This window comes from Arthrobacter castelli DSM 16402, assembly GCF_000430705.1.
Lineage (GTDB): Bacteria > Actinomycetota > Actinomycetes > Actinomycetales > Micrococcaceae > Arthrobacter_C > Arthrobacter_C castelli.
On the sequence record NZ_AUMN01000014.1, the window covers coordinates 12,929 to 25,451 of the forward strand.

Genomic DNA, 12,523 nt, shown 5'->3' on the forward strand with positions numbered 1-12,523 from the left:
TTATGGAGAGTTGTCGGGTTTCAATCAGAGAAGATAAGGAGATCTGATGTTGATTGCGTTTTCGGTTGCCCCGTCGGGCACCAGTGCTAACGACGGCTCTGTGGGTGATGCCGTGGCCGCGGCAGTGCGCGTGGTGCGCGAGTCCGGTCTGCCGCACCGCACCACGAGCATGTTCACCGAGCTGGAAGGAAGGCTGGGATGAAGTGATGGCTGTGGTCAGACGGGCGAGTGAGGCTGTCATGGCCTATGGGCCGCGGGCCTCGCTGGTGCTCAAGGCTGACATCCGGCCAGACCATGAGAACGAAATCGAGGGAAAGCTGACGCGGCTCGATGCAGAACTCAAGGACGGGACAGGTCAGCCTCGATGAGAGCCGTGCCAAGTCAGCCGAGGTCTCCGTCCACAGGCGGCGAGACGATCAGGCCAGTGTGCCGTTGATGCGCTCAAAAAGCTGTTCGAAACGAGCCAACGTCTCGTCGCTCAACTGGTCTCGCAACTCAGGATTCCGGAGCAGCATGTCCGCGGGGCGGTGATGGCTGTATCCGCCGTGGATATCGGCCAGACGCTTGACGATCCGGTCGCCGTATCCGAGGTCGTCGGCCGAGGTTGTCGTTTCGAACGCCCTGTTGAATAGTTTCAGATAGTCCTCGATCTCGAACAGGTCCTCGATGTCTGCCTGCTTGTGATCGGTGAGCTCATTGGCCTGGACGATCCGCCGCTGTTGCAACCGAGCCGCACTCGTGGCCTTCTCGAGGCGGTCCGCGCCTTCGACGCCGGAGTCGATCAGCACTGTCACCTCGAGGTTCCGCCCCATGAGCGCAACGAAAGCGGGGATGTTCGACGCGCCGCCGGCCGTGAGGATCTGCCAGTGCGAGTCCAGCCCGGTTCGGTCGCGATCCCGCAGCATTCGGCTCAGTGTGTCGAGGAAGACGAAGTCGCTCGACCCTTCGACGAGCAGATTCGCGTCCCCGATGAACAGGTGTTGCGCGATGTCGTACCCCAGCGCGGCCTGGAGCGGGAACAGGCTGCTCTCGCCCACCGTCAGAACTTCCTGCGTGACTGTCGCACCGGTCTCCGGTCCGCCGTCCTCAACGATGCGCGTCCGGGCGATCCGGTCGGTCTCGACCATGAACGGGCTGTGGGTCGAGTACAGGACCTGGGCGACAGTCGCCAGGCGCTCGTTGAGGAAGCGGATCAAGTCGCCCTGCGCGCGAGCGTGCAGCGTCAGGCCGGGCTCATCGAGCAGGACGACCATGGGCTCCTTCCGCCGCTCGAACTCCGTGAACGCGGCGAGGAAGGAGAAAAACCAGCGGAAGCCAGCGGAGCGCTGAGAGAAGTTGTTCGTGAACATGTGCCGCCTGTCCTGGACCCTGATGTCCAGGGACGTCCTCGTGACGGTGTGGCGGTTCGGCTGGGTCTGTTCAATCTTGCGATCGATGTCGAACTGCACCACGAGATTCTCGTTCTGCCTCCAGTACTTGAAGACTTCCGTGGTCAGCTCATTGCCGACCGCTTCGAGCTCGGCCTTGCGGTCCTCATAGTCCTCGTCGTTCAGGGCCGCCGGTGTCGTCCTCGCGAGCCGGAGCAGCGCGCGAGCGGTCTGGCTCGGTGACGAGCCAATCTCGGTGTCAGCTTCGGCGAGGGCGGTAATGTCGATTCGACCGTCGAGGCGGGAGTAGTCGGAGAAGTAGAAGAACTTCGGGAGCCGTGACTTCAGCAGGTTCAGAGCAACGCGCGATGTCGTGCCCCCACCAAGCTTCTTCAACTCGGCTCGGATTGCGGTCACTTCCTCTGCAGTCTTCTCGGTTTGGGGGTCATTCCCGTCCTCGATCAGCTTCGCGCACACGGCCTCGATGCCGTCGAGGTCCTCGACCGCCTTGAAGCGCTCGGTCGTCTTCTTGCGGACTTCTGCACGATCGAGGAGATTGCGGACTGCATGGGCCTTGTCGTGTGGGATGTTCCACTGTTGGCGCTCGGTGTTGTATCGCTGCGACACCTTCGCCACGGTGTTGGCTGAGACGACCCCTTTACCGAGAAACGCGGTGAGTGCGTCCACGTCTTCGTCCTCCAAGGCGAAGGTCGCGGTGATCGGCTCCACCGCGTCGATCGTCTCCTCGCGCCGATCCCTCGAGAGGAGCCACCTGGGGTAGTCCCGCTGCTCATCGAACTCGTCGCCGTCGACAGGATTGAGCCGGTGGAGAGCCGACAGGATCGCGGTCTTACCGGACTCGTTCATCCCGACGAGACAGGTGACCATCTCGTCAACGGTGATCTCGCCGCTGTCAATGATGTTCCGGAACTTTCGGACGCGGAATGCTGTCAGTCGCAACCCGGACCTCCTGGGGATGTTGGTTCAGTGATCATCACCGATTCCCCTTCGTTCTTGCTGGCCTTGGCCGCACCGAGGCTTCTGTTCCTCGCCGTTCTCGTCATACTCGCCCTCGCTCACCCGTGTCACTCGCACCGCCGGAGATGGGGCGCGCTACACGAGTCCATCCTATCGGCGAGCACCGACGATGACTGAGAGGCGAGGCCGCTCGGAGCGAATCGGTGCCAGGCACTTATCGGAGGACAATTTCGGTGTAGTGGTGTATGAGTCGTGATCCTTCGATCCCGTGAGTCGGGGTCAGTCGCAGTAGCTATTTGTTAATCATGTCCTGAATCGATGATGTTCGTGGCCGCCACAGTGGCACGATGGTGACTATGAGCGCTGACGTTGTCCACCACCTGTATACCCGCCCGGCCGACCTGTTGCCCTGGTGCGGGACCACGCCCGGACCCGATGAACGCACCGGCGACTGGAACACCGGCCACGACCGGGACCTATTGCTCGAATGTGTCTCGGCCGGGCTGCCCTGCTGTGCTGCGTGCTTGTCGCCTCAAGCCCTGGGCGGCTTTACGCCGCTGATCCTGGAAGAGGAATAAGCCGGCACTCTGTGCTCTGCCACGCTGCCTGTGTATTCGGTTCCGATGTGACGTGACCGGATTGCGGCCTGCTACTTGAATATGCGCAAGCACGCGGTGCTGTCATCTGACAGCGGTTCCAGTTCTGGTGCGACCGTCGAGTCTGCTGAGACGAGGCGGCACGAGCCGCCCTGTCGGAGCCAAGTGCGGCCTGCAGCATGATGGGCAGTAAGTCGTAGTAACAGAGGGTCATCCGTTTTGCGCGATACCGGGCAATAACATCCTTTGCCCGGTGCCTTGCCCGGTACCTGGGGTTTTTTGAGGCAAAGAGAAAGGCCCCCTGACTGGCGTTTTGCCTAGTCAGAGGGCCTTTCTCTTCTATTTTCGCTCCCCCAGCTGGATTCGAACCAGCAACCCTTCGATTAACAGTCGAATGCTCTGCCGTTGAGCTATGGGGGAATGAAGCAGATATAAGCCTAACAAGGAACTCCCTTGAAGGGAAAATTGCGGAAACTTGCGCTGGCCGCGGTTGTTCACCCGTCCTGGCGGAGCGCGCGGCGGCGCATTTCCAGCTCCATGAGCTCGCGCTGCAGCAGCTGGTACGACTCCGGATCCGCGGTGGGATCCATCCGCTGCAACTGTCCCATCTTCTCTGCCTTCTCCCGGGTGAGCTGCAGTTCGAACAGCCGGTTGAGGATGTCCGTGCAGTACATCGTCAAGGCTTCGGCGCTCGTGGTGTTCAGTGGACGCACCGCCAACTCCGAGACGAACGGGTCGAGCACATCCGGCACTTCCTGCCGGACCTGTTCGACCCACTGTGCCGGGGTGCCGCCGGCGGCTCCTGCCGCGCGGACGGCTTGGTGGATGGCCGCATGGGCCGGGGCGGTAAAGCTGACGGCCCGAAACCGTTCCCATTGCTGATCGGACAACATGGCCGGTTGCTGCAGCACCACTTCCAAGGCGTCGCGTTCGATACGCATCACGGGATCCCTTGGGTCCGGGCGGCTGTAAGCCGGTCCGGTATCGGCAGCCGCGTCATTTTCTTCCCCGCCGCCGGCATGCTGCGCAGTGCCCGGCCGGCCGTGCCCGCCTTGCCGGGAATGCCTCTGCTGCGGGTGGTTCGGCTGAGTCTGCCGGGCTTGCTGAGCCTGTCGTGAAGCCGCCGAGACGGCCCGGCCGACCTCCTCAGGGTCCATGCCCAGCCATCCGGCCAGCTCCCGACTGTAGGCGGGGCGCATCGCCGCGTCACGGATCCGGGCCACCACCGGGGCGGAGGCGCGCAAGGCCTGCACCCGACCTTCGACGGTATCCAGGTTGAACTTCCGCAGCGTGGCCCTGATGGCGAATTCGAACAGCGGCCGCCGGGAGTCGATGAGTTCTTTCACGGCAGCGTCGCCGCGGTTGACCCGCAGGTCGCAGGGGTCGGCCCCGCTGGGCTCGACGGCGACGTAGGTCTGGGCAACGAACCTCTGGTCTTCGTCGAAGGCCTTCAGGGCGGCCTTCTGCCCGGCTTCATCGCCGTCGAAGGTGAAGATCACTTCGCCGCCGGTGCCATCATCGGAGAGCAGCCGGCGGGAGATTTTCACATGTTCGGCACCGAAGGACGTTCCGCAAGTAGCGACGGCGGTTTTAATACCGGCCAGGTGGCAGGCCATGACATCCGTATACCCCTCGACGACGATCAGCTGACGTTGCTTGGCGATCTCGCGCTTGGCCAGGTCAATGCCGTAGAGCACCTGCGACTTCTTGTAGAGGAACGTCTCGGGGGTGTTGAGGTATTTGGGGCCCTTGTCGTCGTCGAGCAGGCGGCGGGCGCCGAATCCGATCGTGTCACCGGCGATGTCCCGGATTGGCCACACCAGCCGGCCCCGGAACCGGTCATACATACCCCGGGAGCCCTGGCTGAACATCCCGGTGTTGGACAACTCTTCTTCGGTGAACCCCTTGCCCCGCAGATGCTTGAGCAAGCCGTCCCAGCCCTGTGGCGCGAAGCCGACGCCGAAATGCTCGGCGGCGGAACGGCTGAAGCCTCGTTCGGCCAGGAACTGGCGGCCCGGGGCGGCGCCGGGCGAGAGCAATTGGCTGCGGAAGAATTCGGCGGCTATCTTGTGCGCGTCCAGCATCCGTTGCCGTTTGCCCACGTCCTCGCGCCTGGGGCCGGCCCCATCCTCATAGGTCAGCTCATAGCCGACCCGGGAGGCGAGCTTCTCAACGGTCTCGGAAAATCCGGTGTGGTCCATGCGCTGCACGAAAGCGATAACGTCGCCGCTCTCGCCACAGCCGAAGCAGTGGTAGCGCCCCACTTGGGGGCGGACGTGAAACGACGGGCTGCGCTCGTCGTGGAACGGACACAGCCCCTTGTATGAGCCGATTCCGGCGCTCTTGAGCGTCACGTACGCGTCGACTACCTGCTTGATGTCCGTCCGCTGGCGCACCTCATCGATGTCCTCGCGTCGAATCATTCCAGCCACCCGGCCAGTTTATGCCAGAGAGATCGGCGGCAAAGAACCGGCTGTGGATAAGGCCCCGGCCTGACCTGCGGGTGCCGCGGATATAAGCGGCAGCACGTTGGTGCCATTGGCTCAGGCAGTCCCGTCGGCGAGTTCCGCGTGCCATTGAGTCGCCGACACATCCGTCAGCGAAGCCACCTGGTCGATGACCACCCTGAGCCGGGCCGCGTCGTCGTCGGCGCCCTGCCAGTCCCCCGCGAATGTCGGCTCCAAATGCTGGTCTCCGGTGGCGTCGAGCACCTTCACCAATTCGGTGAGGATCTGCCGTTGCGCCTCATACACCGGACGCCGGTGGTCGCTGGTCATCACGAACGTGGTCGCCAGCCCCTTCATCACGGCAATCTCCATCACGGTTTCCTCCGGCACCACTATGTCGGCCGCGTAGCGGGTCAGCGGGTCCGGGCCGAAGATCTTCCGGGTGGTGTCCAAGGCGCTGGTGCAGAACCGGCCAATGAGCTGGCTGGTCATGTCCTTCAGCGCCGCCAGCGAGGCACGGCTGCCATCGAATTCAGCAACCCACACCGGAGTTGCCTCCAGCCGGGCGAGCGCCTCGTCGACGGCCGCCGGTTCGCTGTGCGGCAGGTACCACTGCTGCGTGTAGTTGATCACCCGGGCCCGTTCGTAGCGGTCGGCCAGCAGTGACGGCGTCAGATGCCCGGCCACGATGGCGTCCTCCACGTCGTGGACGGAGTAGGAGATGTCGTCGGCCAGGTCCATCGCCTGCGCCTCGATGCAGGAGTGTCCTTCCGGCGTATCCTGCCGCAACCAGGCGAAGACCGGCAGGTCGTCTTCGTAGGCACCGAACTTGCTGGTGCGGTGTCCGTGGATCACCGGCGCGTCGGCGGCGGACCATGGGTATTTGCAGGCCGCGTCCAGGCTGGCCCGGGTCAGGTTCAATCCCGCCGACACCGAGTCGGGGCCGATGATTTTCGGCTCCAGCCGGGTGAGCAGCCGCAAGGTCTGGGCGTTGCCTTCAAAACCGCCGACGTCGTGGGCCAGGTCGTTGAGCGCGGCCTCGCCATTGTGCCCAAAGGGCGGGTGGCCCAGATCGTGGGCCAGGCAGGCGGCGTCGACGACGTCGGGATCGCACCCCAGTGCCCGCCCCAGCTCCCTGCCGATCTGGGCGACTTCCAGGCTGTGGGTCAGGCGGGTGCGGACGAAGTCATCGGTTCCCGGGGCAACGACCTGGGTCTTGGCGCCCAGCCGGCGCAGCGCGGATGAATGCAGCACCCGCGCCCGGTCACGTTCAAAATGGGTCCGGTACGTGCTCTTGGCCGGTTCGTCCACCCACCGTTGCTGGTCGGATTCCTGATACGCCGTGCCGACCACGCTTGCCGGTACCCGCAGCCCGTCATTGAGCTCAACCACCGGAGACGTCCAGCTCGGCTGCGGCGATGTCTGCCTGGTGGTCGGCATTGAGCGTGCGCTGCTCCAGCCACCCCTGAGGCACGACCGCCTGCTTCGGGGAGCCGGCACGCCCGCGGGGCCCTTCGGCGTCGGCACCCGGATAGGGCCCTTGAGGATCCAGCTGGTCAAGCAATTCGCGCAACTCAGCCAGCGAGGACACCATGGCGAGCTTGGCCCGCAGGTCCCCGCCGACCACGTATCCCTTGAAATACCAGGCCATGTGCTTGCGGATGTCGCGCATCGCCTTGAGTTCCTCGCCGAAGGTGTCAACCAGCAATTCGGCGTGCCGGTAGACGCTGGCTGCTACTTCACCCAGGTTGGGGCGGTGCCGTTCATTCCGGCCCTCGAATGCGGCCATCAGGTCGCCGAACAGCCACGGCCGGCCCTGGCAGCCGCGGCCAACGACGACGCCGTCGACACCCGTTTCGGACACCATCCTCATAGCGTCTTCGGCAGACCAGATGTCGCCATTGCCCAGCACCGGGATATCAGGCAGCGCCTCGCGCAGTTCGGCAATGGCGTGCCAATCGGCCTTGCCGGAGTAGAACTGGGAGGCGGTGCGCCCGTGCAACGCAACGGCGGCCACACCGGCGTCGCGGGCGATCCTTCCGGCTTCGAGGAACGTGAGGTGGTCCTCGTCGATCCCTTTGCGCATCTTGATGGTGAGCGGGATATCGCCTCGGGACGCTTCGCGAACTGCCGTCTGCACGATCGAGGTGAACAGGTCCAGTTTCCAGGGCAGCGCCGCCCCGCCGCCCTTCTTAGTGACCTTCGGAACGGGGCAGCCGAAGTTCAAGTCAATGTGGTCAGCGTGGTTTTCCTCGACCAGCATCCGCACGGCGTGGCCGACCGTGACCGGTTCCACCCCGTACAACTGCACCGAGCGGACCTTCTCATCGGCGTCGTGGGAGATAATCCGCATGGATTCCCTGCTGCGCTCCACCAAGGCACGGGAGGTGACCATTTCGGACACGTAGAGACCACCGCCGTACTCGCGGCAGAGCCGGCGGAAGGCGGTATTGGTGATCCCGGCCATCGGCGCGAGCACCACCGGGGTGTCAACGGTCAGAGGCCCCAGCTGCAGGGCAGGAAGACTTAATCGTGGTGGCGCGGTCTCTTCAATCGTTGCTGTCACTGCTTCATTGTCTCAAAGAATGGTGTCAAGGCTATTCGCTGACGATGTTCGTCTCACTGACGACTTCGGCCGCGCCGGAGGCAATCAGCGGATCGAGGACCTGGCACAGCACCTCCATCGAGTCATCGACCTCCACCTCGACCGGGTACTGGTGGGTCAGCAGGGCCAGTAGCTGGCGGACGCCGTCACCAGACGCGGACGCGGGCGAGGAGGTGTCATAACCCAGCAGCACATCCGCCGGCGGCTGTGCGGCCTCCGGATCCTCTTGTGGCTGGGTATAGCTGATGGCAAACGCCAGAATGCTGCCTTCGGCGCGCAGCACCACGGCGCCATGGGCGCCGGCGTCATGGCCGAGGAACAGTTGGTTGACCTTGCCGATCCCGATCTCGGCCGGCGGATCCCATTGGTGAACGTCCCGGTAGAAGTCCCACAACGCCCGGGTCAGCTCCACCGACCCGGTGGCCAGGTCTTCGACCTTCCGGCTCTCGTCCTCGGCCAGGTCCCCAACGCCCAGCGAACCGGGTGAGACCCGCACGATCCTCGAGCGTTGGATGGCGCCAAGCCCCGCAGACGCGGCGAAGGCTTCGCCGGCCGTCCCCGGGCCCACCTTGGCCCGCAGCCGGTTCGTGCTGGTGTCCGCCGCGGCGGCTTCCTGCCGCAGCATCGCCAGCAGCGTGGCGGCCACCCCGTGGTTCCGGTGATCCTTCGCCACCTCGATGTAGGCCCACAGCCGCTGAGGGTGCACCGAGGCCTCGGCCACGACGCCGGCCGCGACCGGAACCGTCTGGTCCTCGGCGACGATCGTTCGGGAAAACGGCGCGTCGGTGGCCTCCCGGAAGAGGTCCCGGCCTGCTGCAGCGGCGTGTTCGGCGTCGCCCCACATGTCATTGAGCGCCACGCCGTCGGCATCCTTCCACGGTCGGTACGTCAGCTCGGCCATTGGTCCTCCTTGGTGTTCGCCCTGGTCTTCAACCTGGTGTTCAAGCCAGTGTTCAGCCGGCGCTTACGCCCCGAGCAGCCGGCCGGCCAGATAGCCTTCGATGGCGTCCAGCCCGATGCGTTCCTGGCTCATGGAATCCCGCTCCCGGACGGTGACGGCGTCGTCGTCGAGGGTGTCAAAATCAACGGTGATGCAGAAGGGGGTGCCGATCTCATCCTGGCGGCGGTAGCGGCGGCCGATGGCGCCGGCGTCGTCGAATTCAATATTCCAGTGCTTGCGCAGCTTCGCTGCCAGTTCCTTCGCCTGCGGCGAGAGCTTCTCGTTCCGGCTCAAGGGAAGCACCGCGGCCTTGATCGGGGCCAGCCGGCGGTCCAGCTTCAGCACGGTGCGCTTGTCCACTCCACCCTTGGTGTTCGGGGCCTCGTCCTCGGTGTAGGCGTCGATCAAAAACGCCATCATGGCCCGGGTCAGACCGAACGACGGTTCAATCACATACGGGATGTACCGTTCGTTGGTCTGCGGATCGAAGTAGGCCAATTCGGTGCCCGAGTCCCGGCTGTGCACCCCGAGATCGTAGTCGGTGCGGTTGGCCACGCCCATCAGCTCGCCCCACTCGCTGCCTTGGAAAGCGAAGCGGTACTCGAGGTCGATGGTACCGGCAGAGTAATGCGCCCGCTCGTCTTCAGGCACATCGAATTTGCGCATGTTGTCCGGGTTGACCCCCAGATCGGTGAACCAGTCCCAGCAGATCTCCACCCAGGTGTTGAACCATTCGTCAGCCTCGGCCGGAGCGGTGAAGAATTCGATTTCCATCTGCTCGAACTCGCGGGTGCGGAAGATGAAATTGCCCGGGGTGATCTCGTTCCGGAAGGCCTTGCCCATCTGCCCGATGCCGAACGGCGGCTTCTTCCTCGAGGTGGTCAGCACGTTGTTGAAGTTGACGAAGATGCCTTGCGCCGTCTCCGGCCTCAGGTAATGCAGGCCTTCCTCGTTGTCGACCGGGCCGAGGAAGGTTTTGAGCAGCCCGGAAAAGTTCTGCGGCTCGGTCCATTCACCGCGGTTGCCGCAGTTGGGGCACGGGATTTCCTTCATCCCGCCCTCCGGTGCCCGGCCCTTTTTCGCTTCGAAGGCCTCGACCAGGTGGTCGTGGCGTGCGCGGTGGTGGCAGGCCAGGCATTCCACCAGCGGGTCCTTGAAGGTCTCGACGTGCCCGGACGCTTCCCAGACCGGCCGCGGCAGGATGATCGAGGAATCCAGGCCGACCATGTCCTCGCGGCCCTGCACCAGTGAACGCCACCACTGGCGCTTGATGTTTTCCTTCAGCTCGGCGCCGAGTGGCCCATAGTCCCAAGCCGACCTCGAACCGCCGTAGATTTCTCCGGCCTGGAAGACGAATCCGCGGCGCTTGGCCAGCGAGATGATCGAGTCGAGTTTGGAAGCTGTGGAAGCCATGGGCAATTACCGCCGTCACTTTCTTTTTCTCACAACTGGGCCGCTGGATGCGGTCAGTGGAATGGCACGTCGCAGGTCAGGTGGGGCGCCGACGCCCCACGAAGCTCTCAATTCTACTCTACCGGCCGGGGCCGCTGCCGGTGGTGGACCGTTTCACGGCCGGGGCGGCATAGAGCGGTTGCCTCCACGGCAGGGTGGCCAGGACGACGGCGGCCAGGGTCAGCACGGTGCCCACCACCGTGGCCGGAGCAATTACCGTTCCGGGAGTCGGTACGAAGATGTCCAAGGCCAGCGATCCCAACAGCTGTCCGGCAATCATCCCCAGGCTGGTCAGCAGGATGCCCATAGTGCGCACCAGCAACGTGGTCATCCCGACAAAGATCGCCCCCAGCGGCCCGCCGAGGTAATACCACCATTCGGCGGGCAACTCGAGCGTGCCGCCCACCATCACCCAGCGGCCGACCCAAATGATGGTCAGCACCGCGGCGCCGAGCAGGAAATTCAGTGTGGTGGCCGTGATCGGCGTTCCGTACGCCACCGCGGCCGCGCCATTCATCGCGTGCTGGGCGCTGGAGAGCAACCCGGCCAGCAATGGCAGCAGCACCAGCAGGATCAGTGCCGCGCCGTCAGTGCTGCCCCCGAACCGCGGAGACAACGCTATCGCCACGGAGGCCAGCGTCAGCAAGGCGCCACCGAGGCGCGGGACGGTCACCCGCCGTCGTCCACCGGGACCCAGACCGATCCGGTCCACCAGCAGGCTGCTCAACGACTGACCGGCCACCACAGCCACCGTGAACACGGCGACGCCGAGCAGGGCAATGGTTCCGGCCTGCATCAGCACGAAATACCCGCCGCTGATACCAGCCAGCAGGTACCATCGGGGAACACGTCGTTCGCGCAGTGTCGGCACGATTTGGGCAAACCCGGCCCGACCGGCCGGCAGCAGCACGGTGATCAACATCATCACGGCAAGCCCGGTGTAGAAGCTGATCAGCGATGTCGTCAGGGAGTCGTCGATCCGTATCGCCAGGGCGCCGTTGACCCTGCCCTGCAGCGGCAGCATGGCGCCGCCCAGCAGCATCAGGGGCAGGCCAAGCGGAAGTGGAATATGACGGGGTCCGGACACCCATCCACCCTAAGTCAGGCAGAATGGAGCCATGAATTCCGATGACGTCATAGAGGTGCCCGTGCAAGGCACCATCCGCCTGGGCCAATTGTTGAAGCTGGCCAACCTCGCCGAGGACGGAGCCGGCGCAAAGGAGCTCATCGAGGATTCACTCGTCACCGTCAATGGGGAACTCGAAGTCCGCCGTGGCCGGCAGCTGCACGACGGCGACAGCGTCACCACCCCTCACGGCACGGCCCGGCTCATTCCCGGCTGATTGTCCCGGCGCTTTTCCGTCGCTGATGCCCCCGGCTGTGCTTAGCCCGGCTTGGGCAGCACTGTGAAGCGGAGGAATTCGGTCACATGCGCCAATTCCTGGGGCAAAATGCCGTGGCCCATGTTCGAGTAGAGCACCTTGGTCAGGTTGGTGTTTTCGCGCAGCCATGCGTTGCTGTATTCGACAGCCTCCGCGGGGATGACCGGATCCTCCTGGTCCCGGCCCCAGAACAGCGGCAGCTTCCGGGCAGCCAGCTGATCATCGGCGAAGAACCCATCGGCGTTGTCTTCGCCTTCGGCCCGGGCCACGAAACCGGACAGCGCGACGACGGCCGCATAGTCGGCGGGGCGGTGCCGTATCAGGCTGGTTGCCACGCACATTCCCTGGGAGAAGCCGAATAACGTCACGCTGCTGTGCTGCTCACGGACGCTGTCGATCCATTCGGCCACCTCGCGCGTGGTGTCTTTCACGGCGTCGAGCGAGAAGGACATATCAGTGCGCAGACCGAACCAGGCGAACCCCGGACCTGCGGGCTCCGGCGCCCGCAGGGACGCGACGGTGAAAGCGGACGGAAGCGAATCCACAATGCCGAACAGGTCGTGCTCGTGGGAACCATATCCGTGCAACATCACCAGCAACGGCGTTCCGGCACGCTCGCTTTCGGGCCTGGACCACAGCACGGTCGGGGCATCTACAGTCTGTTCTGTCATGTGTTCCATCTTGACACCGCACGAGCCGCAGCTGCGAATGCGGCTGTGGACGATACAGGTGATGACGGCAACGCCTTCTCAGTCC

Annotated in this window: 10 protein-coding genes, 1 tRNA gene and 1 pseudogene; 3 read left to right on the forward strand and 9 right to left on the reverse strand. The window is 64.4% G+C overall.

All coding sequences use genetic code 11. The features are described from left to right. Positions 1-46: 46 nt before the first annotated feature. A pseudogene (locus H535_RS25805) lies at positions 47-368 on the forward strand (thiamine-binding protein). A 48-nt stretch (positions 369-416) separates the two neighbouring features. On the opposite strand, the gene H535_RS0115020 reads toward H535_RS25805, so the two are convergent. Next, positions 417-2,327 carry an ATP-dependent nuclease gene (locus H535_RS0115020; protein WP_026820196.1) on the reverse strand — a complete coding sequence of 637 codons (1,911 nt, stop codon included), beginning with the start codon at positions 2,325-2,327 and terminating at the stop codon, positions 417-419. Between the two features lie 374 nt (positions 2,328-2,701). Between H535_RS0115020 and H535_RS0115025 the strand changes: the two genes are divergently transcribed. Continuing rightward, a complete protein-coding gene (locus H535_RS0115025) occupies positions 2,702-2,923 on the forward strand; it encodes a hypothetical protein (protein ID WP_026820197.1) in 222 nt (73 codons plus the stop codon). A 366-nt stretch (positions 2,924-3,289) separates the two neighbouring features. Here the strand turns inward: H535_RS0115025 and H535_RS0115030 are convergent. The 7 genes from H535_RS0115030 to H535_RS0115060 form a co-directional block, all read right to left on the reverse strand. Further along, a tRNA-Asn gene (locus tag H535_RS0115030) sits at positions 3,290-3,361 on the reverse strand. Between the two features lie 74 nt (positions 3,362-3,435). Then, positions 3,436-5,373 (reverse strand): DNA primase, encoded by a 1,938-nt coding sequence (dnaG, locus tag H535_RS0115035; protein ID WP_026820198.1) that lies wholly within the window; start codon positions 5,371-5,373, stop codon positions 3,436-3,438. A gap of 111 nt (positions 5,374-5,484) precedes the next feature. After that, positions 5,485-6,828, reverse strand: a complete 1,344-nt coding sequence (locus H535_RS25810; RefSeq protein ID WP_081416719.1) for a deoxyguanosinetriphosphate triphosphohydrolase — start codon at positions 6,826-6,828, stop codon at positions 5,485-5,487. After that, positions 6,773-7,954 (reverse strand): tRNA dihydrouridine synthase DusB, encoded by a 1,182-nt coding sequence (gene dusB, locus H535_RS0115045; protein ID WP_026820199.1) that lies wholly within the window; start codon positions 7,952-7,954, stop codon positions 6,773-6,775. Before dusB ends, H535_RS25810 begins: the two co-directional genes overlap by 56 nt. A 31-nt stretch (positions 7,955-7,985) precedes the next feature. Then, entirely contained in the window at positions 7,986-8,894 is a 909-nt protein-coding gene (locus H535_RS0115050; RefSeq protein ID WP_026820200.1) for a GNAT family N-acetyltransferase, read from the reverse strand. 63 nt (positions 8,895-8,957) lie between these two features. Further along, a complete protein-coding gene (locus tag H535_RS0115055; protein ID WP_026820201.1) occupies positions 8,958-10,346 on the reverse strand; it encodes a glycine--tRNA ligase in 1,389 nt (462 codons plus the stop codon). 118 nt (positions 10,347-10,464) lie between these two features. Beyond that, entirely contained in the window at positions 10,465-11,472 is a 1,008-nt protein-coding gene (locus tag H535_RS0115060; RefSeq protein WP_026820202.1) for a DMT family transporter, read from the reverse strand. 31 nt (positions 11,473-11,503) lie between these two features. On the opposite strand from H535_RS0115060, the gene H535_RS25815 reads away from it, so the two are divergent. Beyond that, positions 11,504-11,728: an RNA-binding S4 domain-containing protein gene (locus H535_RS25815; RefSeq protein WP_035769849.1), complete on the forward strand. Its 225-nt coding sequence runs from the start codon at positions 11,504-11,506 to the stop codon at positions 11,726-11,728. A gap of 41 nt (positions 11,729-11,769) precedes the next feature. Here H535_RS25815 and H535_RS0115070 read toward each other — a convergent pair whose 3' ends face one another. Next, on the reverse strand, positions 11,770-12,438 hold the full coding sequence (locus H535_RS0115070; RefSeq protein WP_026820203.1) for an alpha/beta hydrolase: 669 nt from the start codon (positions 12,436-12,438) through the stop codon (positions 11,770-11,772). Between the last annotated feature and the right edge of the window lie 85 nt (positions 12,439-12,523).